Origin of the sequence: Brumimicrobium sp., from assembly GCA_023957385.1 — a bacterium.
Taxonomy (GTDB): domain Bacteria; phylum Bacteroidota; class Bacteroidia; order Flavobacteriales_D; family Crocinitomicaceae; genus Brumimicrobium.
On the sequence record JAMLGZ010000002.1, the window covers coordinates 418,384 to 444,036 of the forward strand.

A 25,653-nucleotide genomic window follows, 5' to 3' on the forward strand; every position below is an offset into this window, starting at 1 on the left:
CATACTATTTCTTAAGAAGTCGGGCTACATATTTTCCAATAATGTCAAATTCTATATTTACGCTGTCTCCAATGTTTAATTGATGAAAAGAAGTGTGTTCATAGGTGTAAGGAATAATATGTACTGAAAAAGATTTATCTTTTGAATCTACAACAGTCAAACTAGCTCCATTTATTGTAATTGACCCTTTCTCGACGGTGATGTTATCTGATTCGTACTGAAAAGTAAATACCCAACTTCCATCCTTTTCTTGGATGTTCTTGCATACAGCTGTTGTGTCTACATGACCTTGTACGATATGCCCATCAAATCTCCCATTAGCAGGCATGCAACGTTCTAGATTTACGTTGTCTCCTATTTTTAATTCCTTTAGATTTGTTTTTAAAAGCGTTTCGTCTATGGCGGTAACACGGTATTGATTATTCTCAATGGCAATCACTGTTAAACAAACGCCATTGTGAGCCACACTTTGATCTATCTTAAGTTCATCTACAAAAGCACATGATAGTGTAAAATGAAGATTGCTACCTTCTTTTTGAATATCTTGTATAGTACCTAGTGTTTCAATAATTCCTGTGAACATATTTGTTTAGTTTGAAGGGATTAATTCCATGTTATCAATAAGTCTTACATCTCCACAATAAGATGCAATACATGCTGTTGCACCAGGAACCCAATGCGTTATTTCTTTGAGTGTTTCAGGGTGAACAATTTGTATGTATTCTAATTTTAGTTTACTTTTATTAAATTCACTTACCATGTATTCCAATACTTCTTGAGGGGTGAATTTGCGTGCCCATTGTATTCCTTGCTTTAACACTTTAGAAATAATAACAGCATCTTTTAATTCTTGTTCGCTCAATCGTGCATTTCTACTACTCAAAGCTAAACCATCTTGATTCCGAATAGTATCTATTTCCCTTATCGTAACTGATTGGTTCAGAGTTTTTGTTATATGCTTAATAATAGATACTTGTTGAAAATCTTTTCTCCCAAAATAGGCAATAGTTGGTTGAACAATATCAAAAAGGCGAGATACAACATTTACTACTCCTTGGAAGTGCCCTGGTCTAAATTCACCTTCCATTACTGTATCCAATCCAATAAGATCAATAGAAGGTGCTTGGTAATTGGGAGGATAAATAACCTCAACTGTTGGGATAAAAACAAAGTCAGTTCCTATAGACTCTAATAAAGCAATGTCTTTTGCTTCTTGTCGAGGATAAAGAGCCAAGTCTTGTGTGTTGTTAAATTGTGTCGGATTTACAAAAATGCTGACAATTACATAGTCACATTCTTTTTGAGCTTCTCTGACAAGTGAAAGATGCCCTTCATGTAAAGCTCCCATTGTAGGGATAAACCCAATAATCTTGTTTTGCTCGTATAATGATTGAAGTCCGTTTCGAACCTCAAAATATGTATGAAAGCTCTCCAATTCTTTAATTTTTAAGGGGAAAACCAACAAATCTATCTTTTTATACTGAATATCCGATTTTTTTTTTATATTTTTGTGAAACATTTACAAAAAACAAATTTCATGGAGAAAAAGAAAGTCCTTTTTGTTTCGCAAGAAATATATCCCTTTTTACCGACATCGGAAATTTCAACGGCAACAAGAAAACTTACACAAGGAACTCAAGACAATGGAAAAGAAATTCGAGTTTTTACGCCTCGTTTTGGACTTATTAATGAACGCAGACATCAATTACATGAGGTAATCAGATTATCAGGAATGAATTTAATTGTAGATGATACAGATCACCCGTTGATTATTAAAGTAGCTTCTATACCAACAGCTCGCATTCAAGTATATTTTATCGATAATGATGAATTTTTTAGAAGAAAAGGAATGTACGCGAACGAAAAAGGAGAAGAATTTAAAGATAATGATGAGCGTTCTATGTTCTTTTGTCGTGGTGTTTTAGAAATTGTAAAGAAATTAGGTTGGAAGCCAGATGTGATACATTGCCATGGTTGGATGACTGCTTTAATGCCTATGTATATTAAAGATGTTTATAAGAATGACCCACATTTTGATGATGTTAAAGTTGTATATTCATTATATGAAGATGGATTTAACAAAAATTGGGATGATACATTTGAATCAAAACTTAAATTTGAAGGATTCAATGAAGAGATTATATCTACATTGAAGAGCGGCGACTTCTTTGATTTGAATAGAGCAGCGATTGAATACTCTGATGGTGTTATAATTGGTAATCCAGAAGTGAACGGTCAATTGCGTAAGATCTTTAATGAAACAGATAAATTAAAGCTAGATTTTGAATCAGAGGAAGGACACCCTAAAAAGGTAAATGAGTTTTTTGACAGAGTATTGGATGAAGAAGCAGTGATTCAATGAAAATAAAATATATGTATAAATTTATAGAGTGGCGAAAGACATACTTGTTTTTCGCTGCTTTTTTTTGTTTGAGCGTAGGAATAACTTCGTGTAAAAAGAAAGTAAATCCATTAGGAGAAAACGTGTACCCTTCAGATTACATCATGGGTTCAATCGTTGTTGATACCTTTGATTTGCTTACTTATACGGTTGAGGAAGATTCTGTTGCTTCTAAAGATCCAGAATTTAATTTATTGGGATCATATAATGACCCTACTTTTGGGATGGTTGAGGCAAGTTTTTATACACAACTAACACTTTCGGGATTCTCTCCTGATTTTGGTGATTTAGCCTCTAAAAAGATTGATTCGGCAGTTATTGCATTTCAGTATGGTGGTTACTATGGGTCTGTAAATAAGAACCAATTATTTGAAATATATGAATTGACTGAGAGTTTATCAGCAGATTCTACTTATACGCGCAAGTCTATTGTGAATGTAAACCCACAAAACTTAGTACCTACCTTAAATAATGAAGGTTATATTAAACCTAACCCATTAAAACCAACTGTGGTGGGTACAGATACTTTATCGCCTCAGTTGAGAATTCCAATTGATACCGTATTTGCTCGTAATATGCTTGTACTTGCTGAGAATTCTGTAAATGATAAGGATTTCTTAGAAAATTTTAAAGGGTTTTATGTAAAAGTTAATAATGCTTCAATGATGCCTGGGGAAGGCGCTATTTTATATTTAGCTTCAACTAAATCAGCATCAAAGTTGACTGTATATTATTCAGATGCGCAAGGACCTAATAAATTTGATTTTATTATTACAAGTAAGGCGGTCGATTTTAATCATATAGATGTTGATTATACAGGAACAAAAATGAGTCAGTTACTTACTGATAGCACTTTGGGTAAAAAGGAATACTATGCTCAAGCATTTACTACGAGAGCTAAAATAGATTTTCCTTCCTTAAATAATTTACCTAAAGATGTGTTTATTCATAATGCTACATTGGAGATTCCTTTATCGTATTATCCAGCAGGTGATTTATATCCAAGTGAACAGGTCAATGTGGTCGCTAATTTATTTAAAGGAGATAAAAAGAAATACACTCTATCAACAGTTACATATAGTATGACTAAAAAAGCATATATTATTGATTTAAGAACGTATGTGCAGAATGTTTTAAAAGGAGATATTCAGAATTATGGAATATATGTATCCCCTAAACGATTTAATACTTCAGTAGAGCGTATTATATTTAACGGATCAAATACACTAAATAAAAAGAAGCCTAAACTAAAAATAGTTTACACAAAACTTTAATTGAACTTTTAAACTTAAATTATGTGTGGAATAGTCGCTTATATCGGAAATGAACAGGCATTCCCTATCATTATGAAGGGATTGAGAAGATTGGAATATCGTGGTTATGATAGTGCGGGAGTTGCTTTATTGCATAATGATAAATTAGATGTATATAAACGTCAAGGGAAAGTAGATGCCTTAGAAGAATATTCTAAATCTAAAGATATTTCGGGAACTATAGGGATTGGACATACGCGCTGGGCAACTCATGGACTTCCTAATGATATTAATGCGCATCCTCATATCTCAGATAAAGGAGATTTAGCTTTGATTCACAATGGAATTATTGAAAATTATGATTCTTTGAAGGAAGAATTAATTGCTAGAGGACATATATTCCGAAGTGAGACAGATACCGAAGTATTAGTCCACCTTATAGATGATATTCGTAAAAGAGAGCAATTAGAAACATCTGAAGCAGTTCGAGTGGCTTTGCAAAGTGTAATAGGGGCTTATGCTATTGTGGTGTTAGATCAGGAGAATCCGAATGAATTGATTGCTGCACGAAAGTCAAGCCCCTTAGTAGTAGGGATAGGAAAAAATAATGATTTCTTCTTTGCCTCTGATGCTACACCAATTATTGAATATACCAATGAAGTAGTTTATTTGGAAGATGAAGAAATAGCTATTGTGCACCGCACCAATGGTTTAAAAATAATCAACATCCAAAATCAAGAAAAAACTCCTTATATTCAAGAGTTAGAACTCCAATTAGAGGCTATTGAGAAAGGTGGTTTTGAACATTTCATGTTAAAAGAAATTAATGAACAGCCGAGAACTATTAGAGATTGTTTTAGGGGTAGATTAAATGTAGAAACTGGCTGGGTTGGACTTGGTGGTATCAAGGATTATGAGGAGAAGTTAGCTAATGCCAAACGTATTATCATGGTTGCATGCGGAACTTCTTGGCATGCAGCATTGGTCGGAGAGTACTTATTTGAAGATTTAGCACGCATTCCAGTGGAAGTTGAATATGCTTCTGAATTCAGATATAGAAATCCTATCATAGATGAAAGTGATATAGTGATTGCTATTTCTCAGTCTGGTGAAACAGCAGATACTTTAGCCGCATTGAACCTAGCAAAATCAAAGGGGGCAACTATATTAGGTATTTGTAATGTTGTAGGTTCTTCAATTTCGAGAGTGACTGATGCGGGATCATACACACATGCAGGCCCTGAAATTGGAGTAGCCTCTACGAAAGCGTTTACTGCTCAAGTAACAGTTCTTACTTTAATGGCTCTTACAATTGCTAAGAAAAAAAATGAATTAAAAGAGAGTGAGTTTAGAAGAATCATTACAGAATTAGATTTAGTACCAGAAAAGGTAAAAAAGATTCTTGATAAGAGTAGTGCTATTCAATCAATTGCTGAGGTATATAAAGATGCACGAAATGCACTTTATCTAGGAAGAGGAAATTCATTCCCTGTTGCTTTAGAAGGAGCCCTAAAATTGAAAGAAATATCCTACATTCATGCGGAGGGATACCCTGCGGCAGAGATGAAACATGGGCCTATTGCACTCATTGATGAGGAAATGCCTGTATTTGTGATAGCTACCAAAGGAGCTTCGTACGAAAAAGTTGTGAGTAATATTCAAGAAGTAAAGGCTAGGAAAGGAAGAATTATTGCTATTGTTACAGAAGGAGATACTCAGGTAAAGGATATGGCAGATCATACTATTGAAATTCCTGAAACAGATGAGAACTTAACTCCGTTATTGGCAACCATTCCTTTACAATTAGTAGCCTATTATGTTGCTGTTATGAGGGGAGCTAATGTAGATCAACCTAGAAATCTAGCTAAGTCGGTTACAGTTGAATAAAAGAAATAAAAAATAAATAGGGAGCTGTTTCAAACTAAAATTTGAACAGTCTATTTTAAGGTGTTATTCAAGAATTTACCTTCTTTCTCATCAATAACTAACGATATTCTATTATCGTAAGCTCATCGAAGAATCCACATTCTCTACAGAGTAAGACCAATTTATTTTCCTCTTGTCAGATGTATAAATCCATTTTCTTCGTGAACTACATCTTCATAATCAGTAACCTTAATGGAATAAAAATAAATGCCTTCTGAACAATCTGCTCCTGAATTTTTTACTTTCCCATTCCAACTGAAAACTACCTCATCACTTTCGAATACAGTATTTCCCCAACGGTTAACAATTACCAATTCAAGACTTTTTATATTTTTAGCATATACAAAATGGAATTCATCGTTATTACCGTCCCCATTAGGAGTGAATACATTTGGAACTTTGAATTCTACACCTGGATATTTAATAGTTATCTTAACCTTTGCCGAATCTGTACAGTTAGCATCACTTGCATATAATGTTACTGTATATTCTCCGGCATCATCACTTGGGAAAAAATGAGTGGGATTTTCATCTGTGCTCCCATTAGTTCCATCCCCAAATTCCCATGTGTAATTGGTTGCATTACTTGAATTATTGGTAAAGTTTACTTCTGTATTAGGTAAATGAGTAACTGTAGGATTAGCCGTGAATGCTGCTGTAGGTCCATCTATTACATGAATATAATTTGTTTTGGTAGTTGTGCCTTGACAGTTACCTACATTAATGGAGAGAGTTACTGTATAATCACCTGCGTCTTGATATGTATGAATAACTGTACCACAATCTGTTGAAGTAGTTCCATCTCCAAAGTTCCACAAACAAGTTCCTCCTGTAATTCCAGATGTATTACTGAAAGTAACTTTTAATGCTTTACAACCCTCAAGAATATCGGCATCAAATGTAGGATCAGGATTAGCTATGACTGTGACGGTTGTTTGGTCAAATGCATCGCATCCTCCCAACGTTGCAGTTACAGTGTAAGTTGTAACACCTGCACTTGTAGGTGTAAAGGTAACGCCGTCATTTATACCATTATCCCAAGAAATAGTTGCTCCATCTGGGTTTGTGGCAGTAAGAGTTACATCATCTCCTAGACAAATAGTTATATCTGAAGGAGCTGTAACGCTAGGCCCACCAATGCTTCCAATGCTTTCATTTGTTGTTCCTACACATCCATTATCGTCTTTAACTGTTACAGTATATGCTCCAGATGCTAAACTTGTAAATGTATTACTACTTTGTGTAGGTCCTCCTATTCCGTATGTATAAGGACTAGCTCCATTTGATACTGAAACATTGATTTGGCCATCACTCATGCCACAATTCGCATCTGTTGAAGTAGCCGATACGTCTAGTTCTAAATTCTCGATAACCACACTAAAAACTTGTGTATTACCATTATTATCAGTTACTGTCACTTGATATGTGTTCCCACATAATCCTGTGGCCGTTTGAGTGGTCTGAGCTTGTGAATCATTCCATGCATAAGTATATGGAGGTGTTCCTCCTGTTACGTTGATTGTAGCGGTCCCTGCACATGTGGAAGAGCCTACTTGAGCACAAATGTCGTTACAGGTTCCATAGGTGGGTGTTGCATCTGTGTTTATAACCCAGTTTCCTCCATCAGGTATTCTTCGAATGGTATTGTTATTTTTAGGCACTTCTCCATTGTAAATCTTTGTTTTTCGATTAGCAGGGAAGTTAGTGTAACTTGATAACGATGTTACGCCAGTATTGCATCCCGAACTGGTGGGCAAACAAGGCTGTCCACTTGCACCTGCTTCTGTTCCCCAGCTGATCGCATCTTGAGGAACTCCATTTCCATCATAAAACGCAAACCAACCTCCTGCGTTTGGGAACCATAAACGGTGACCACCAGCGCCAACACAAACGCCATCGGAATTAATTAATTCAGGAACAATAATTTCAACAGTATTTCCACCGTTTTGCACTAATAAATTGCTTGGTACTGTAGGTGCATATACACCTCTGATGACACAGAATCCAGCAGGAGGAACAATGGTTCCTTGTGGCAATTGGAATCCTCCACCGTAATTGGAAGGGTCGGGGGCGTTATTTCCTAAATAATAACAAGATATATCTACAGGTTCACAAACGTTCGGATTGTATAATTCAATCCACTCCCCTGCGGCTGATACAGGGGGGATTAGAGGGGGAACTCCCTCGCTTTGATATCCAGATAATGAACCATCTCCATTGACTGGGGCAACTTGTATCTCATTGATCAAGATACTTGGCCCTGTCCAATTACAATCTGCTCCCAAACATTCGGTATTAATTGTTTTAGTAAATGTAGCTTGTAATTGAGCGAATATATTTCCTGAAAAAAAGCATAGGAATAAAAGTGTGAAAATTTGTTTGTTCATATTATATAGTTTCAAATCGTATTTAGTTTTGATGCAATTAATCTGCATTAAAGATACTAAAATAGTGAGGGATGGTGCTATAATTTCTATTCCCACTTAAATTATATTGATAATCGGCGTACATCCATTATGAATGGTGTGTGGAAGTATTTATTCACTTTTAGTCTTTATGAGGAGTAAAAAATCCTTCACGTTAAATAGTTTGAGTACAAAAAGGAGTATAGAACCAACTCCTATGGAAATTAACAAGCCAAAGAATTGATTATCAATATAATTCTTAGATTCGATTGCACAAATACACACTATACAGATTAATATGAAGAAGCGAATGATGCTGTCCCAATGTATGTGAAATTTGAATACTTTTAAAACGAGTAACACCTGAATAATAGCCATTGTAGTTTGTGTAAAAAGAGTAGCTATTGCAGCGCCTTCAGCTCCCATTATAGGAATGAGAGTATAATTTAAACCTACATTTACTATAATACCGGCTATAGCCATTTGATTCAGTTGGCGTAGATTGTTATTGGCAGTTAGTAAGGTGCTGAATATGTGCGAAAAGGACAAAGGTATAAAACAAAGAACCAGCCAAAAGAAAATAGTTGAAGCTGTTTCTATATGTTCATGATATATCTTGCTTATTACAAGATGCGCATATATTGCCAACCCAATACTAATGACAAAGGTAGTTCCAATTAGTAACTTGGAAGACATTTGTAGAATGGGTTGGATGGGCTTATTTTCACGGATTATTCTTGAAAAAACAGGTAATAAAAGTCCAGCCACTAAAAAGGCAAACATATTTAAGGCATCAAGAAGACGAAATCCTTGTGCATAAATCCCAGCTTGTTCTTTGCCGTTAGGAAGCATTCTTTCTATCATAACAGAATCAATGCGTGTATATAGCATCATGAGTAGAATTAAAAGCGCAAAAGGAAAACTTCGTTTTAGAATGGCAATTGAGAAAGTTTTTTTAATGTGAACTCGTAATTTTCCTATCTTAATTCCTGTTAGAATTATGGCGGTAATTAACGTGAAAAAATAGGTGAGTGTTTGTAAATATATAAACCACTCAATTTGAAAAGGTTTGTGAAGTATGTTTCCATAAAGTAATAGAGACGTAAATAAGATTAATAAAAATCTATCCATTACGGATAAGATGGCATCTATTTTAAATAAATGTAGACCTGCAAAATTGCTTCGTAGATATTGAATAATACCTACCATAATTTGATTTATGATAAAGAAACTTAAGATATACATCTCTTTGTCGGAATAGCCAACTAGAAGAGCAAAACCTATAGTGATAAATGTATATAAAAAAATGAGTACAATTTTTACTCCTAAAAAAGAACTCATATATTTACTTACTGCATGCGGATATTGAGCAGTATTTTTTGTGTTATAATTAGTGATGCCAATATCTAAGAACATATTGAAAAGGAAAGAGAAATTCAATAATGAAAAGTACATCCCATAATCCTCTGCCCCAACAATGTTTTGTATTTGTAAATCTATACCGAATATATAAATCGGCTTGATGAGAAGATTTAGTAAGATAATAAAAAGTAAATTTCCTAAGAATTTCTTTTGCATGAGGGCTTATTACATTCTATTCAGGCAAATATAACATAAAAATCAGGCTATTTATTTTCCTTCTTTTTAAATAAATTGGAAAAGAAATTATCTTTAGATGTTGGAGTTTCTTTTATGCCTAATTCTTTATCTACAATCTTTTGGATATCGCGCATGGATCGAACACCTGCAACTTTCCATTTTTGTTCACCTTTATGCATTAAGATAAGTGAAGGGATGCTAAAAATAGAATATTTCTCTGAGAGTTTCCGTTCTTTATCTACATTGATACGTAAGATGTGCAATTGCTCTCCATAATGTTTTTCAATTTCATTGATAATAGGAGTTTGTGCTTGACAAGGGCCGCACCAATCTGCATAAAAATCAAATAAAACAGGAATATCACCCTGAATCAGAGTATTTACCTCCTTATTTGTCATTGTGCTGTTTTATTAACTATGTACAACATACGCACCAGAGAAAGTACTAAGAAAAGAGCAACAATTTGATGTAGTTCGGCGATGAATTCAAAAGTTCCAAAATGTCCTCTAACAACAGTAGTAGAAGTTAAAACAGCCATAATTCCTAATGTAACCTGTAGTACAACAAAAACAACAGGCCAAACAAGAGCTCTTTTAAGAGATAAATTGCTTGAATTTTCTTTCATTAATGTCCTTAATTTCATGAACATCCAAATAATTAGAATTACTAGAATATAAGCCAACATACGATGGATAAACTGCACATTAAGTCGGTCATTTATCCAACTCTCAGAAGGAAATGTATTTGGTATGAATTTTCCGTTGATATCAGGCCAAGAAGGAGCAGCAGCTCCTGCGTGTAATCCAGCCATAAAGGAACCATAAAAGAGTTGAATGATTAAGATGCCAAGAATGGAGAGAAGCAACCATCTTAACGGAGGTTGAGTTATTCTGTCTTCTTTAGGGATTAACAATTTTAATGCAAACCAATAGGTATAAACTAAAAGTATCAAGGCTGTATTAAAATGAATGGCTAAACGAATGTGACTTACATAGATATTGGTGTCATTTAAGCCAGATTTAACCATAATCCAACCGATTAAACCCTGCAAGCCTCCTAAGATAAATAACAAAACAAGAGGGAAAATCATCTCTTTTGTAAAATATTTTTTAATAATAAAATAAACAAAAGGAATTGCAAATACAACACCGAGTGTGCGTCCCCAAAGTCTGTGGAACCATTCCCAGAAATAGATAAATTTGAAATCGCTCAGCGTATAGTCGTAATTAATTTTAGAAAACTGAGCGATGCCTTTGTATTTCTCAAAAGCATCCAGCCAATCTTGTTCACTTATAGGAGGAATAATGCCTAATATAGGTTGCCATTCCGTAATGGAAAGCCCAGAGCCAGTTAACCGAGTTACTCCTCCAATGATGATTTGGATAATCACCATAAAAACACCTATAAGTAGCCAGTATGCGACTGTTTTTTGTTTTTGAAGACTATCAGTTTGTATGGACATGATTTTAATTTAAGGTTTCTAACAACCATTTATAAAACTCAGTTTGCCAAATCATAGCATTTTGAGGTTGCATAACCCAGTGATTTTCTTTTGGGAAGTATAATAGCTTAGATTTTATACCTTTTAATTGAGCCACTTGAAATGCTTCTAGTCCTTGACCAATAGGTACTCTAAAATCGTTTCCACCTTGAATAATAAGAATAGGAGTATCCCAATTGTTTACGTATGTTGTTGGGTTAAATTCTGTATATGATTTTTCATTTTCTTTTTCCCAATATGGACCACCTAAGTCCCAATTAGCAAAGAATAATTCCTCTGTTGTTCCATACCAAGAAGTCATGTTAAATAATCCATCGTGAGCAATAAATGTTTTGAATCGGCCTTCGTGGTTACCTGCTAAGAAGTAAATAGAATACCCACCATAAGAAGCTCCGACAGCTCCTCTTCTTTCTTTGTCGACATATTTCTCTTTGCTTACATCGTCAATTGCTGCTAAATAGTCACGCATAGGTTGACCGCCCCAATCTTTTGAAATAGAGTTATTCCATTTACTTCCAAATCCAGGTAAACCTCTTCGATTTGGTGCAACAACTACATATCCTTGAGAAGCCATTAATCTGAAATTCCATCTAAATGAAAAGAATTGACTTACAGCACTTTGTGGGCCTCCTTGACAATAAAGTAAAGTTGGATATTTCCTGTTTTCATCAAAATTTGGAGGAAGAATCACCCATACCAGCATCTTCTCCCCATCGCTTGTCGTTACCCAGCGTTGTGTAACTTTAGGGGTATCAAATTTTGCCAAGAATTCATCATTTATATGAGTAAGTTGCTTTTCAACACCTGTTTTGATATCTGCCTCATAAAATTCATTGGGGGTTAGCATAGATTGTCTCATACCGATTAACTTGGTTCCTACTAGTTGGATACTTGTATAATCATGTACTCCTTCTGTAATTTGACGAAAATCTTTGGTTTTCACATCAATTTCAAAATATTGAAAAGTAGCTTCTTTTACAGCTAAGAAATAAATTTTATCTCCTTTTTCATTCCAAACAAAATCGCTAATCGTTAAATCTATGTTATGTGTTAGATTCACATCAGTTTGAGTGGTAATATCACGAATAATAATTTCACTTTTATCAGATTCAAAACCATCATTTGCCATACTCAACCAAGCTAATTGTTGTGTCTTTTCATGGAAGATGGGCTGCTGATCATATCCCATGTAGTGCTCCGTCCAATTTTCAGTTGATTTTGAAGCTATATCATATATATATAAATCAGTATCAGTACTTTGAGCAGCTTCTTTACCTATTTTCTTTTTACAAGCATATACAATGCTATTTTCGTTTAAGAAAATAACATTACTCATTCCACCAAATACATCATACTCAGTTCCATCTAATAGATTTATCCCTGGGGTTTTTGCAACACCGTTTTCGAGTGTATATACGAAAAGTTGTTCACTAAATTCATCCTGCCATGTATCCCAATGTCTATACATTAAATCATCAATTATTCGCACATCAGATTTGGGGTAGTTTGGATAGATATCTGTAGTTGTTTTTCTAGTTTTTACTTTTTCTATGGTAACTAAGTATTTTCCTTCAGGGCTTATTTTAAAATCAATTAATTGTTCGGCAGGTAAGGAGATAATGACAAGAGGCTTGTCATTATCTAGAGTAGTAGAAATGATTTTCTTTTCTTTATCTACTACTTGAATTCCAGCTATTCTGTCTTTCGTCCATTGAATTCCTTTTAGTTTGGATACTTCACCACTTAGAGTTTCATTTTTTCCATTCTTTAAATTATACGTGAAATAAGAGCTAGACCCTTTGTTTTCTCCCACATCGTATTTAGTAACTGAGTACAATAAAGTGGAATTGTCTGGAGATACACTTCCTCCACCAATACGATCTAATTTCCATAAATCACTTGGCGAAAATGCTGTTTTTTGTCCAAAACTGTATGCTGTCATCAATATAAAAAGTAAAATGAATAGTCTATTTTGTTTCATGGTAAGATATTTGGGCTTTAAAGTTATAAAAACAAACTAAAAGTATGCCGAAGTTATCTATTTAAATTGATATTTTTGCTCCCGTTTAAACAACTTCAAAGTAAAGTTGTTTGTTGTTTTATATTTAGAACTATGGATAATTCAAATCCAAAAACAATATATCCTATCTTGATGGCCTTGTTTATGGCTCATTTCATCAATGATTTGTTACAAATTGTTTTGCAGACAGGTTTTCCTCAATTTAAAGAGGATTATCATTTATCCTATCTACAAATAGGGATGATTACTCTTGTTTTTCAGCTCTCTTCATCTATTTTTCAGCCCTTGGTGGGAAATTATACGGATAAACACCCCATGCCATTTTCGTTTATGATTGGTATGAGTTTTACTTTCTTCGGTATCATTCTATTAGCTTATTCCTACAATTATCACATGATTTTATTGTCTGCAGGATTAATCGGAATTGGCTCATCTATTTTTCATCCAGAAGCTTCCAAATTAGCATTCTATGTAGCAGGTGGAAAAAGGGGTTTAGCCCAATCTATTTTCCAGATAGGAGGAAATGCAGGAACAGCACTTGGCCCTTTGTTGTTTATCTTATTTGTTATACCTAATGGGCAAGAGTATATTGTCTTTTTTAGTGGATTAGCTATTGTAGGAATTTTTATTTTGTATCGGATAGGTAAATGGTATAAGAAATTTCTACAAGAGAATAAGCGAATAGTTAAAAATGCAATGAAAATTGTCACAAATCTTTCCAAGAAACAGATTAATATTTCGTTGTTTATTTTACTTGTCTTGGTCTTCTCAAAATTCTTTTATGTAGCTTCCATTCAAAGTTATCTTCATTTATATCTTATGGATAAATTTGATTTTTCTGAAAGTAAGGCTCAAAGTTATCTATTTGCTTATTTGTTTTCAGTGGCTATTGGCGTTATTTTGGGAGGGCCTCTTGGTGATAAATTTGGCAGAAAATATATCATTTGGTTTTCCATCTTGGGAGTAGCTCCATTTACCTTCATGCTCCCTTATGCTGATCCTTTTTGGACGCTAGTTTTATTGATTATTATAGGGGTGATACTTTCCTCTGCATTTCCTTCCATCATTGTATATGCACAAGAGCTTTTACCAGGTCGAACGGGAATGATTTCTGGCTTCTTTTATGGCTTTGCCTTCGGAATGGGAGGGATTGGAGCTGCTGTATTAGGGAAATTAGCAGATTTAGAGGGTATCCAGCAAGTATTTATTTGGTGCTCATTCTTGCCATTACTAGGGTTGTTGACCGTTTATTTGCCCAATTTAAAGAAATCCTGATAAGCTTTAATATTCTGTTTATTTGAACAAATTAATACATATAGCGTTAATAGATAGTGTTTTATAAAGTTCATTTTTTTCACATTTTGACTTTATTAGAGAAATTATTATTTTTGATTGAAAATTTTAAAAAAACAAAATGAATTATGACTAAAGATCAAGCGACTTTAACAGATTCAGAAATTATAGAAAGAGTTCTGAAAGGTGAAAAGTCACTTTATGAGGTGATTATTAGAAAATACAATCCTTATTTATACAAAATAGGGAGATCGTATAATTATAATCATGAGGATACAGAAGACTTAATGCAAGACACCTATATTGATGCTTATAAGAGCCTAAATCAATTTGAAAATAGATCTAATTTTAAAACTTGGGTTACTCGTATTATGTTGAACAACTGTTATAGAAAACGCGAGAAATCTAGCTTTAAGAATGAGTTTTCAGAAGAAAATTTAAGAGAGAATGTTACACCTATGTATGCAAATACAAGCAATGATACGTTAAAAATGGTTCATAATTCAGAATTAGCAGCGCTTCTCGAAGAAGCTTTAAGTAAAGTGCCTGAGAATTACCGCATGGTTTTCACACTTCGAGAAATGAACGGATATAGTGTGGAAGAAACAGCCAAACTTTTGGATATTACTGAAGCAAATGTGAAAGTAAGATTAAATAGGGCAAAAACTATGTTACAAGAATTCATCACACAATCTCATGAAGTAACTGAATTATATGAATTTAATGCAGTTTTGTGTAATCCATTTACAGCAAGAGTGATGGATAAAATTAATAAGCTGGATTAATCTATTAAATTCAGAATAAGAAGGTCCCCTCTATTTTTAATTTATACTTTTGGAGTCAAATTGCCTTTGTGAAGATTCAAGATTTTATACAACGTCGTTTTACGGGAGAACTCAATAATGAGGCTGAATATACTGATTTGTTAGTACAAGTATTTGCTGTTCTGATTGTAGGTCTTGTGCTTTGGCGTATGGTGATAATTTTTCATAAAAAGAAAAATGCCAATAGAAAAACACACCATTTTTTTGAGAATACTTATGCAAAGAGATGGAAGCAATAATCGCTTTTTATATTCGTTTTGTATTTTAAATTGTATCAATTAACAGTTTTCTTTTTATAAATTAATTGTATATTTCTCCTATTCTGTTTGGATACTCTTAAATTTGGCATTATGATACGTTATATTTTCATCATTATATGCTTGACTTTTATAAGTTCTTATTCTATTGGGCAATATAAACCTAAAACGAAGAAGAAACAATTTTATGGAAATCCAAGACTTTCAGAGCCTCTTTTTAGATGGGTAACTGGCGATTATTCCAAACATGGATTACAAGTTGCTTTTGGACCCAATTATACGCTCACTCGTATTCCTTCAAAAGATTATACTTTTCAATTTAAAGGGAATGATCCGACAGATGAACAAAATATTCATACTTCAGTCACTACCAAAAGTAAATTAGGAGGATTTGTGGAGTTAGGAATGGTACACATAACAAAGCGCCCACGAAAAATTATTCACTATTATGATTGGGGTATTGGTTATAAAATGATAGGAGGAGGTGAGATAACTCAAACAGATATTTATAACTATCGAGATTCACTTGTTTCATCTACGAAAGGGGTAGGTGATTTTTATAATGGATACGTTTATGGTCGCTTTGCCGCACACAATGTTTTTCAATTCAATAGATATAATTTCTTAGATAATTCATTGGGATTTAATTTTGATTATATGGTACAGCAAGGTAAAACTAGTTATCCTAGTTTTGTTGCTAATCCTTCTCAGCCTTTTCAAGGAAAAATGATGTTTCAATTAAATTATGCATTTGGATTTGGTATAAAGCCAGACCCCAAAAAGGGCTTCTTTATTATTCCAAGTGTAGAAGTTCCAATTTTAGGAGCGTATGAATGGAGGGGAGGTACACCACAAATCCATTGGTTCAATAGCAAATATTATCCTATTACAGCAAAAGTACGTTTAGTATGGTTGTTTAAAAAAGATCCAAATCGTTGTCCGCCTGTTGAGAATAATGAGGATGATAAACAGCGAGCGAGGGAATATGAGAGCAAATAATTATCGCTTAGATTGAAAGAATTTCAATAGTAAATCACTACATTCTTTCTCCAACACTCCTCCTTCTACCTCTGTAGCTGGATGAAAAACTCCTTCATAACGTGAGGCACCTCTTTTTTCATCATAAGCTCCAAAGACAATCTTATCAATTTGTGACCAGTTTAGAGCGCCTGCACACATCACACAAGGCTCTAAAGTTACATATAAAGTACACTTCTTTAGATATTTTCCTCCTAAGAAATTAGCAGCCGAGGTAATACACATCATCTCAGCATGTGCGGTAACATCCTTTAATTGTTCTGTTAGGTTATGCCCTCGCGCTATAATTTGATTATTTGCCACAATAATTGCACCCACAGGTACTTCATCTTTCTCAAAGGCAATTTTAGCTTCTTCCAAAGCCTTCTTCATAAAGTATTCGTTGTTGTATGGGGTAATCATGGTTATTTTTTTATAAAAGTATATGAATTTTATTCTGATTCAACTTCAAATTGTTTTATTTCTACACTTGGAGCATCGTGATTTTGCTTTATACTAGATAGAATTAAATAGATAAGGATAGCTGTTGTAACCGCATAAATGAGTAAGCGATAAAAAGTTTTCTTATTTTTTTTTAACTCTTGAAACCTTGTAAAATCAGTCTTATTCGTTTCCATTCCGTTTTTAAATCGCTTTTAAATGTAACCAAACTTTTTAATTGTCGTACAAATGTTCACGCACAAAAAAAAATAATGTTATGAAACTAAAAACTTGCCCTAATTGTAAAAACGAATTTGAAGGAAGAAGGAATAAGAAATTCTGTTCAGTGGCTTGTAAGAACCAGCTGCATAATGAAGAATATCGAAATGATAATCAGAACATCTTTGATATAAACAGAATTTTAACGAAAAATAGAACTATTTTAAAAGACTTATTTCAAGTGTATAGAAGTTCAGCCATTTCTTTAAATGTGCTGAATTCGTATGGATTCAATGATAAATTCCATACACATTTATTTAATGCTCCGTCAGGAGAACGATACACCATGATTTATGATTTTGGTTTTAAATCGACTTTTGATAATCAGGTACAGATTGTCGAAATAGAAAATTAAAGTATTGAAAAAAAATCATAGTCATAGCTAGCTATGACTATGATTAAATTGTATCAATTGTCACCCTCAATCACCCTTTTTTAATACAACCACAACATTCTTTAAAATATATTCTCTATTTTTGAACGCATGGAATCTAAAGGTGAGTATATTTTAGTAACAGGCGGAGCTGGTTATATAGGTTCCCACACTGTGATTTCTTTATTAGAAAATGGATATACACCTATCATTATAGATGATTTTCGCAATTCCAATCGGGATGTTATTGCACGACTGCAAGAAATAACAGGTCAAAATATAATTTATTATGATCTAGCTTGCCAAGAAAAAATCAAGTTACGAGAAGTTTTTACAAAATATAAGGTACAAGGTGTTATTCATTTTGCGGCCTATAAAGCTGTAGGAGAGTCGGTTGAGAAGCCACTTATGTATTTTGAGAATAACTTAGGGAGTCTTATTACTCTATTAGAGCTTATTCAAGAATTCCAGATTACTAATTTAGTTTTTTCATCTAGTTGCACGGTATATGGAAATCCAACTCAAATCCCAGTTGTAGAAAATAGTCCACTTTCTTTCAATTCACCGTATGGATATACGAAGAAGGTGAGTGAGGAAATTATCACTCAATTTATTGAAAGTTTCCCAACAACCAAAGCTACTTTTTTACGCTATTTTAACCCTATTGGAGCTCATGATAGTGGAATTATAGGAGAAGAACCAGGTGGCAAACCCAATAATCTTTTACCTTTTATTACGCAAACAGCTATTGGTATAAGAGAAAAGTTAACAGTTTTTGGAGATGATTATAATACGGAGGATGGAACTTGTGTTAGGGATTACATTCATGTATGCGATTTAGCAGAGGCACATGTGGCTGCGTTGAAAAAAGCATACTCAATTACGGAAAATCCGATTGTATATAATATTGGAACAGGAAAGGGGAGCAGTGTAATGGAAATGATCTCTGTTTTTGAAAAAGTCAGTCACTTGAAACTTCCTTATACGATTGGCCCGAGGAGAAGTGGTGATGTTCCTATTATCTTTGCGAATACTGATAAGGCAAATAAAAATTTAGAATGGAAAGCAAGCCGAAGCATTGAGCAAGCAATTGATTCCGCATGGAAATTTGAAAAATACATTAGAACAAAGAGAAATAATTCATGAAATACATTGCCTTATTCATATTATTTACATTATCTCATCATTGTATTTCTCAATATAATGCAAAAGAAGATGGTATTCATTCTGAATTTAGACCAGGGATTGGATGGTTTTTCTCGGGATTTAAGGCCTATGAAGTCGAGAAACTCAGAAAATATGATCGACTTATTATTGATCTGGTGTATAATGATTGGCATGGAGATACAAAAGCTTTCAAGAGTCCATGGTCGTCTATAGGTATAAATGCTGCGTTTATGTTTGATATACCTTTTACTCAAGCAAATACTGTAGGAATGGGGATAGGAATTGGAATAAGTCATTATAGTAATCGTACCAAATGGCAGTTCTCAAGAGATTTCCTAAATAAAGCCACACTTGCTTCTGATTTTAATGCGTCGAATATGCCGAAAAGCAATTTATATGGAGCAAATTATATCGAACTACCTATTGAATTTCGTTTTAAGACAAAAGGAATCCAACATTTTAAGTTTTTTGTTGGAGGAAAGATAGGTTACCGATTGAATGATTATACAAAAGAAGTATATCGTAAGGATGGAAAAAATTACCCAATTAAACAATATAACTTTATTGATTCAAATCCACTGAGATATGGTATTACAGCTCGTATTGGAATTCGAAATTGGGCATTATTTGGCGCGTATTATTTTTCTCCTATTTTTAAGCGTAAAGAAAGTGTACAGTTGTATCCTTTTTCTATTGGAATTAGTGTTTCTTGGTTCTAAATCACGTCATTTTAGCATCTTGTAATCTTCTTCTAGCACGAGATAAAAGCCTAATTTTATCAAATCGAATAATTGTTCGGCTGCTGATTTATTAATTTTATCAGTTTGTTTGCGAATATCGTGCATGTCTAACTCATTAAATAAACGAATAACATCTTCTTTTTGAGTTAAATCAAATGTATTTGTTTTGGGCTGAATATACCATGTGCTTAATGTATTCTCACTCACTCTACAAACAACAAGTTGGTTTTTGAATCTTTTTTCTACTGTAGAATGTTTTCGCAATATACTTTCCCATACAACATCACTGAATTGGTCTATAATAGCTTCTACTTTTGACATATCTGTCTTTTTTAAGGCCTCCCATTCATTAGCAGGAATTCCATTCACCACTAGAAATTCAATAAATTCTTTTTCTAAATCTTTTAGATCTGTTAAAGAAAGACGTGCATATTTCATGTGCTCCAATGCTTAATTTGGGTAACAAAGGTAAGATAAATGAATGAAGTAAAATATGCTTTAAAAGTCTCTATTTCTAAAAATTCGATTATTTTTGAAGAACTGTAACAAAGAATATGATACGCATAGAAAATATCACTAAGTATTACAATCACCAATTGATATTAAATGATATTTCATTTACGTTAGAGAAAGGTAAAATCGTTGGTTTATTAGGACCGAATGGTGCAGGAAAAACCACGTTGATGCGTATTATTAATCGTATTATTCAACAGGATAAAGGACATATTTCTTTTGACGAACAATTATTTAAAGAGAAACATCTTGCTGAAATTGGATATCTTCCTGAAGAAAGGGGTTTATATCCTTCTATGACTGTAGAAAAACAAATTTTGTTCATTGGTCAATTAAGAGGTCTCACCAAGAGTGAAGCAAGGACACAAATGGAAGCTTGGTTGAATAAATTTGAGATTGCTTCTTGGAAAAAGAAACGTATTGAGGAACTCTCTAAGGGAATGGCTCAGAAAATCCAATTTATCTGTACAGTTCTACACGAGCCTTCTATATTAATTCTAGATGAACCATTCAGCGGTTTTGATCCGTTGAATATTGAATTGATTCGAAAGGAATTGCTGAGCATGAAAGAAAAAGGGAAGACCATTATTATTTCTACTCATAACATGAATAATGTAGAGGAATTGTGTGATGAGGTTATTCTAATTAATAAAGGAGAAATCGTTCTTCAAGGAAGAGTACATGAATTACGCGAACAATATAAAGATGGAATGTATAAAATTACTTTCCAAGGCAATATGATTGCTTTTGCAAATGCGCTGTGGGTGGGTTACGAGATTGTAGATAAGGAAGTGCAAGGAGATGATGTCTTTACAGTTTATTTAAAGATGAGAAAGGAAAATGAAATCAATGACCTTTTGAGAGATGTTATGAATGCAATTCATATTATTGGGGTAGAAGAGGTTTTACCTCGTATGGAAACTATTTTTATTCAATCTATTCAAAAACAAGCGGTAAATGAATAAGATAGCACTTATAGCAAAACGTGAAATAGCTGAACGCTTGGGAAGTCGTTCTTTTCGTGCGTTTATGATATTGGGACCTATTCTCGTCCTTGCCGCTCTATATCTGTTTTTCGCCTTAACAACTTCTACAAAAAAAGATTGGAATGTTCTTATCATGGATAAAAATGAGCTTCTAAAAGGAAAATTAACTCCATCTCACCCAAAGGATATGACATTTGATTTTATCAATGCTTTTGTGGAATACGATGAATTTGCCAATCTGTCTCAATTTAAGAAATATGATTTAGCCGTTACTATTAATGAAAAAGTGATTAGTAATAAACATGTTACTATCTTGTATAAAGAGTATCCCCCGTTGAATGTTCAGCGAAAATTAGTCTATTTCTTAGAACGTAGGGTAGAAGAATTAATGGTGGAGCAATTCACTGATTTGCCCATAGAGAAGTTTAGAGAGATTAAACAATCACTTGCATTTCACTTGATAGATGCCAATGATCCACGAAATGAAAAGTCTAACACGGCTAGTTGGGTGGGCTTTGCTTTTGGGACGCTCATCTTCTTATTTATTTTCTCTTTTGGAATGACTATCTTACGTAGTGTATCACGAGAGAAAACCAATAGAGTGGTAGAAGTATTATTATCTAGTGTAAAGGCACGACAATTATTATCAGGCAAAGTAATAGGAATAGGTATTGCTGCGATTCTACAGTTCCTTGTGTGGATACTGGTAATAGGTGTGGGACTTTATGTATTTCGAGAGACACTCTTTCCGGACCTATTCAGTGGAAAATTTATTGCTCAAGAGATTGTAAAAGATAATTTGGATGAAGCTGTTTTTAACCAAAGCCCTTTTGTTGATTTGATTTATAAGGATATTCAATATGGGAATATGTTGCTATTTTTCCTTCTGTTTTTTATCGGAGGCTATCTTTTTTATGGCTCTTTTTATGCTATGTTGGGAGCTTCTGTGGGTTCTGAGTCAGATGGGCAACAATTTGTGATTCCACTCACTATCTTGATTTTATTATCGGTTGCTTCGGGTTATTATTTAATTTACTATCCATCAATAAATTTAGAGATGTGGCTTGGATTTATACCTTTCACATCGCCCATGATTATGATGATTAAACTCTCGAATGGTTTTGATTCAGGGGATTCTTGGCAATTGTTCTTGTCCTTATTTATCCTGATTATTTCAGCTTATGGAATGTTGGTTTTAGCTGGAAGAATTTATAAAAATGGACTGCTACGTTATAATCACCGTTTAAAATTTGTCATGTTGCTCAAATGGATGAAAAAGAGCTAGCAAATTGTAGTAAATGGGGAGTGATGTCGTGGTTATGAGAAAGCATACATTCATTCCCCAGCTTCCATAAAAGAAGACATGATTTCAGATTACCATAGAAAAGATTAAATATACCCGTTGTGTATTTACATATTTAATTTGTAAAGATGTACGAAATAGGAATGATTTATAAATAGACCCCGAGCAGCCAAGGCTCTCGGGGTGACAATTGTATGGGCAGCTGACGGTCGGCTTTGCCGACCGCCTTACTCACTCTGTGTATTGTCACCCCGACGGACGAAGGAGTGTCGGGGTCTATGAACATAATCTGTATTTTATTTTAAATGCACAATAAGTTAAATATACTTTAAAAGCAAAATCTCTTATTTTTGCTCCAAATTAACAAACGAATGATTCAAACCATTGATTGTATTCTAACTCCTGAGCAGGCAAAAGATGTTGTATTTATTGAGAAACATCTTAGAAGATTGCTGAAATTTAATGGAGACATATTTGAATACCGTTGGTTAAAACGTTCTATTGATGCGCGAAAGAAAGATATTAAGATAAATGCTCGTTTTGAGGTGGCATTGGATGAAGAGTTACCTCAACCCAAGCCATATTTTATTCCACAGAATGTTTCAGAATCTCCAGAAGTGGTTATTATTGGAGCTGGACCTGCGGGGTTATTTGCAGCGCTACATGCTATCGAATTGGGTTTAAAACCTATTGTGTATGAGCGTGGAAAAGACGTTAAGGAACGCCGCCGCGATTTGGCTAAAATCACTAAAGAGCAGCGCATTAATCCTGAATCTAATTACTGTTTTGGAGAAGGAGGAGCTGGCACTTACTCTGATGGGAAACTCTATACTCGCTCTAAAAAAAGAGGAGATATTCAAAAAGCTTTAGAATGGTTTGTTCATTTTGGTGCGCCTGAGGACATTCTGATAAATGCGCATCCACATATCGGGACTAACAAACTTCCTTCTATCATTGTTTCAATGCGAGAAACAATTATTCAGTCGGGTGGAGAAGTTCATTTTAATGCTAAGTTGACAGATATATTTATTGAAGATAAAAGAATACAAGGAATAGAAATAAACAATCAAGCTCGAATCTCGTGTAAATATCTTGTCCTGGCTACTGGACATTCGGCTCGTGATATTTACACCTTACTTTATCGAAAAGGAGTACAATTAAATGCTAAAGGCTTTGCCTTGGGAGTTCGCATAGAACATGCTCAAGAATTGATTGATAAATTACAATATCACGGAAGAATAAATGATGAATTTTTACCACCTGCGAGTTATGCTTTAGTTACACAAGTCAAGGAGAAAGGTGTTTATTCATTTTGTATGTGCCCTGGGGGAATTATAGCACCTTGTGCAACTGAACAGGAAGAAGTGGTTACTAATGGTTGGTCACCTTCTAAACGCAATAATCCATATTCAAATTCTGGGATAGTAGTACAAATTGATAAAGAAGATTTTAAGGATTATCAGAAAGATCCTTTCGTCTGTCTTAATTTTCAGAAATCAGTTGAAAAAGCCTGCTGGGAGGCTGCTGGTAAAACCCAACGAGTACCTGCTCAACGTATGTTAGATTTTATAAATGGAGTAGTATCACAAGATTTTCCTCGTAGTTCCTACTTGCCAGGTATTGTGAGTTGTGATTTAAATATAGTCTTGCCTCCACAAATTGCCAAAAGGTTGAAACAAGCTTTTGTTGATTTTGGTAAGAAAATGCCTGGCTATCTAACAAATGATGCTGTATTGCATGCGCCTGAATCTAGAACTAGCTCACCTATTCAAATACCAAGAAATCCAGAAACGCTAGAGCATATTGAAATTAAAGGGCTATATCCATGCGCAGAGGGAGCAGGATATGCTGGGGGAATAATTTCTGCAGGAATAGATGGTATGAAATGCGTGGAAGCAATAAAGAAGGTGACTAATTTGTAAAGATGTAAGCAATAGAAATTATTTACAAATAGACCCCGAGCAATCGAGGGCTGACAACACTATCTGTATCTTATTCTTAATGCATAACAACTCCAATTAATAACCAGCATGACTTATAAAAAAGAGAAGAGGTTGAATTTTCAACCTCTTCTCTTACGATAAACCTTAATTATATTATTTAAAATTTATTTGGAAATTGTTTTGCTATACCTACAGCTAAATCGTGAGCCATTTCTGTCATGTGGCTAAATGCTTCGTCAAACTTAACAATAGCTGAATCATAGTTTTTACCTAATAAATCTACTGAATAAGCTGTGGTTTGATCAATGTGCATTCTCATCATGTGAACCATCATCATACGATCAAAGTTTTTTGGATTGGCATCTGCTAAGAAATTTCCTATGTCTTCAGCATTTTGATACCAGTCATCAAGAGCTATTCCTAGAGCAGTTTGGTCTCCATCTTTTGCTGCTGTAAGCACTGGAACGGCCAATTGAATATGTTCTGTCAATAAATCAGCCAATTGATTACCAGCTTCTTCACCATAATATGGCTTAATAGCATCACCTATATCAATTTGATTTTGTAATAATCTTGTAAGATTTTGATTTAAGGCATCTGTATTGTTAAAGAAAGCATCAACAGTAGTATAAGTCCAAGTCATGTGATCAGCCCATAATTTATGCATGGCATCATCAAAGGCAGTAAATGATGATTTTGATAAAACATTAACAGGAATATCTTTTACTGGTTCAATGTTTTCTTTTTTACAACTTGTAACGGCTAGTAATCCTAAAACTAATACTAATGATGTTAGGGAAAATAAATTTAACTTTTTCATGATTTTGTTTTTTTAAATTATTAATTTGTTTTAGGCAAATAGAGATGGAAGTCACCGATAGGTTACAATCTATTGAAAAATATTTTTTAACTATCTGATTATTAGATAAATAAAATTGTTTTATTTTTATTATCTTTTTGTAATTTTGACAAAAAACTAATATTATGAAAGCACTTAGGCTTATTTCAATTATATTTCTTATCGTATTTGGAGGGGTAACTATCTTTATGTCCACTTCCGTTGTATTTGATTTATTTGGAATTCGTGCAATGGAAGGAAATTATGTTCCCTTTGTTGTATATGCAAATATGGTATGTGGATATATGTATATTATTGCTGCGCTTTTGTATTTAAAAAGGCCTCTTACAACGGCAAAGATACTTTTAGTTTGTACCTCATTATTGATAATTACATTTAGCGCTTTCTTGATTTATATCCAAAATGGAGGTGTTCATGAATTAAAGACTATTAAAGCGATGACTTTCCGGGTTGTCATTACAGCATTGTTAACGGTAGTAGCATTCTATATTATTAAATTTTCACCAGATAAGGATTAGTTTTTAATATCGATTAAATTTGTATAAAAAAATAA

25 protein-coding genes are annotated in these 25,653 nt (G+C 33.8%); 14 read left to right on the forward strand and 11 right to left on the reverse strand.

The genetic code is table 11. The features are described from left to right. Positions 1-4 precede the first annotated feature (4 nt). Both M9897_12990 and panC read right to left on the reverse strand, forming a co-directional pair. Complete coding sequence (locus tag M9897_12990) at positions 5-583, reverse strand: riboflavin synthase (GenBank protein ID MCO5269802.1); 579 nt, start codon at positions 581-583, stop codon at positions 5-7. Between the two features lie 6 nt (positions 584-589). After that, positions 590-1,465, reverse strand: a complete 876-nt coding sequence (panC, locus tag M9897_12995; GenBank protein MCO5269803.1) for a pantoate--beta-alanine ligase — start codon at positions 1,463-1,465, stop codon at positions 590-592. Between the two features lie 72 nt (positions 1,466-1,537). Here panC and M9897_13000 point away from each other — a divergent pair, with 72 nt between their 5' ends. From M9897_13000 to glmS, 3 genes are read left to right on the forward strand one after another with little or no spacing between them, the layout of a single operon-like run. Next, on the forward strand, positions 1,538-2,362 hold the full coding sequence (locus M9897_13000; GenBank protein ID MCO5269804.1) for a glycogen/starch synthase: 825 nt from the start codon (positions 1,538-1,540) through the stop codon (positions 2,360-2,362). A gap of 11 nt (positions 2,363-2,373) precedes the next feature. Beyond that, positions 2,374-3,675 (forward strand): DUF4270 domain-containing protein, encoded by a 1,302-nt coding sequence (locus tag M9897_13005; GenBank protein ID MCO5269805.1) that lies wholly within the window; start codon positions 2,374-2,376, stop codon positions 3,673-3,675. A 21-nt stretch (positions 3,676-3,696) separates the two neighbouring features. Further along, complete coding sequence (gene glmS, locus M9897_13010) at positions 3,697-5,541, forward strand: glutamine--fructose-6-phosphate transaminase (isomerizing) (GenBank protein MCO5269806.1); 1,845 nt, start codon at positions 3,697-3,699, stop codon at positions 5,539-5,541. 161 nt (positions 5,542-5,702) lie between these two features. On the opposite strand, the gene M9897_13015 is transcribed toward glmS, so the two are convergent. The 5 genes from M9897_13015 to M9897_13035 form a co-directional block, all read right to left on the reverse strand. Next, positions 5,703-7,967, reverse strand: a complete 2,265-nt coding sequence (locus M9897_13015) for a gliding motility-associated C-terminal domain-containing protein (protein ID MCO5269807.1) — start codon at positions 7,965-7,967, stop codon at positions 5,703-5,705. A 150-nt stretch (positions 7,968-8,117) separates the two neighbouring features. Then, positions 8,118-9,563, reverse strand: a complete 1,446-nt coding sequence (locus tag M9897_13020) for an oligosaccharide flippase family protein (protein ID MCO5269808.1) — start codon at positions 9,561-9,563, stop codon at positions 8,118-8,120. Between the two features lie 47 nt (positions 9,564-9,610). Beyond that, positions 9,611-9,982: a thioredoxin family protein gene (locus M9897_13025; GenBank protein MCO5269809.1), complete on the reverse strand. Its 372-nt coding sequence runs from the start codon at positions 9,980-9,982 to the stop codon at positions 9,611-9,613. Further along, positions 9,979-11,046, reverse strand: coding sequence for a COX15/CtaA family protein (locus M9897_13030; GenBank protein ID MCO5269810.1), 1,068 nt, complete (start codon positions 11,044-11,046; stop codon positions 9,979-9,981). Before M9897_13030 ends, M9897_13025 begins: the two co-directional genes overlap by 4 nt. Before the next feature lie 4 nt (positions 11,047-11,050). Beyond that, complete coding sequence (locus M9897_13035) at positions 11,051-13,066, reverse strand: S9 family peptidase (protein MCO5269811.1); 2,016 nt, start codon at positions 13,064-13,066, stop codon at positions 11,051-11,053. Positions 13,067-13,198: 132 nt separating this feature from the next. Here M9897_13035 and M9897_13040 point away from each other — a divergent pair, with 132 nt between their 5' ends. The 4 genes from M9897_13040 to M9897_13055 all read left to right on the forward strand — a co-directional run bounded on the left by M9897_13040 (position 13,199) and on the right by M9897_13055 (position 16,478). Next, positions 13,199-14,380, forward strand: a complete 1,182-nt coding sequence (locus M9897_13040; GenBank protein ID MCO5269812.1) for an MFS transporter — start codon at positions 13,199-13,201, stop codon at positions 14,378-14,380. A 146-nt stretch (positions 14,381-14,526) separates the two neighbouring features. After that, entirely contained in the window at positions 14,527-15,183 is a 657-nt protein-coding gene (locus M9897_13045; protein ID MCO5269813.1) for a sigma-70 family RNA polymerase sigma factor, read from the forward strand. 68 nt (positions 15,184-15,251) lie between these two features. Further along, positions 15,252-15,461 (forward strand): hypothetical protein, encoded by a 210-nt coding sequence (locus tag M9897_13050; protein ID MCO5269814.1) that lies wholly within the window; start codon positions 15,252-15,254, stop codon positions 15,459-15,461. A 111-nt stretch (positions 15,462-15,572) separates the two neighbouring features. After that, positions 15,573-16,478 carry a hypothetical protein gene (locus M9897_13055; protein MCO5269815.1) on the forward strand — a complete coding sequence of 302 codons (906 nt, stop codon included), beginning with the start codon at positions 15,573-15,575 and terminating at the stop codon, positions 16,476-16,478. Here M9897_13055 and M9897_13060 read toward each other — a convergent pair whose 3' ends face one another. Then, the gene (locus M9897_13060) at positions 16,479-16,919 is read right to left on the reverse strand and encodes a nucleoside deaminase (protein MCO5269816.1); all 441 of its coding nucleotides are present in this window, start codon (positions 16,917-16,919) and stop codon (positions 16,479-16,481) included. A 29-nt stretch (positions 16,920-16,948) separates the two neighbouring features. Continuing rightward, on the reverse strand, positions 16,949-17,134 hold the full coding sequence (locus tag M9897_13065; protein ID MCO5269817.1) for a hypothetical protein: 186 nt from the start codon (positions 17,132-17,134) through the stop codon (positions 16,949-16,951). Positions 17,135-17,214: 80 nt separating this feature from the next. On the opposite strand from M9897_13065, the gene M9897_13070 reads away from it, so the two are divergent. From M9897_13070 to M9897_13080, 3 genes are all read left to right on the forward strand, one after another. Further along, positions 17,215-17,571 carry a hypothetical protein gene (locus M9897_13070; GenBank protein ID MCO5269818.1) on the forward strand — a complete coding sequence of 119 codons (357 nt, stop codon included), beginning with the start codon at positions 17,215-17,217 and terminating at the stop codon, positions 17,569-17,571. Between the two features lie 129 nt (positions 17,572-17,700). Beyond that, positions 17,701-18,735: a UDP-glucose 4-epimerase GalE gene (gene galE, locus M9897_13075; protein MCO5269819.1), complete on the forward strand. Its 1,035-nt coding sequence runs from the start codon at positions 17,701-17,703 to the stop codon at positions 18,733-18,735. Further along, positions 18,732-19,475, forward strand: a complete 744-nt coding sequence (locus M9897_13080) for a PorT family protein (protein MCO5269820.1) — start codon at positions 18,732-18,734, stop codon at positions 19,473-19,475. Before galE ends, M9897_13080 begins: the two co-directional genes overlap by 4 nt. 6 nt (positions 19,476-19,481) lie before the next feature. On the opposite strand, the gene M9897_13085 is transcribed toward M9897_13080, so the two are convergent. Next, positions 19,482-19,934 (reverse strand): DUF6495 family protein, encoded by a 453-nt coding sequence (locus tag M9897_13085; protein MCO5269821.1) that lies wholly within the window; start codon positions 19,932-19,934, stop codon positions 19,482-19,484. 116 nt (positions 19,935-20,050) lie between these two features. On the opposite strand from M9897_13085, the gene M9897_13090 reads away from it, so the two are divergent. The 3 genes from M9897_13090 (at position 20,051) to M9897_13100 (ending at position 24,220) form a co-directional block, all read left to right on the forward strand. After that, positions 20,051-20,974, forward strand: a complete 924-nt coding sequence (locus M9897_13090) for an ATP-binding cassette domain-containing protein (protein ID MCO5269822.1) — start codon at positions 20,051-20,053, stop codon at positions 20,972-20,974. Continuing rightward, positions 20,967-22,280: an ABC transporter permease gene (locus M9897_13095; GenBank protein ID MCO5269823.1), complete on the forward strand. Its 1,314-nt coding sequence runs from the start codon at positions 20,967-20,969 to the stop codon at positions 22,278-22,280. Before M9897_13090 ends, M9897_13095 begins: the two co-directional genes overlap by 8 nt. 389 nt (positions 22,281-22,669) lie before the next feature. Then, the gene (locus M9897_13100; protein MCO5269824.1) at positions 22,670-24,220 is read left to right on the forward strand and encodes an NAD(P)/FAD-dependent oxidoreductase; all 1,551 of its coding nucleotides are present in this window, start codon (positions 22,670-22,672) and stop codon (positions 24,218-24,220) included. Between the two features lie 178 nt (positions 24,221-24,398). Here M9897_13100 and M9897_13105 read toward each other — a convergent pair whose 3' ends face one another. Further along, positions 24,399-25,061 (reverse strand): hypothetical protein, encoded by a 663-nt coding sequence (locus M9897_13105; GenBank protein ID MCO5269825.1) that lies wholly within the window; start codon positions 25,059-25,061, stop codon positions 24,399-24,401. A 164-nt stretch (positions 25,062-25,225) separates the two neighbouring features. Between M9897_13105 and M9897_13110 the strand changes: the two genes are divergently transcribed. Then, positions 25,226-25,618, forward strand: a complete 393-nt coding sequence (locus M9897_13110; protein ID MCO5269826.1) for a hypothetical protein — start codon at positions 25,226-25,228, stop codon at positions 25,616-25,618. Positions 25,619-25,653: the final 35 nt, after the last annotated feature.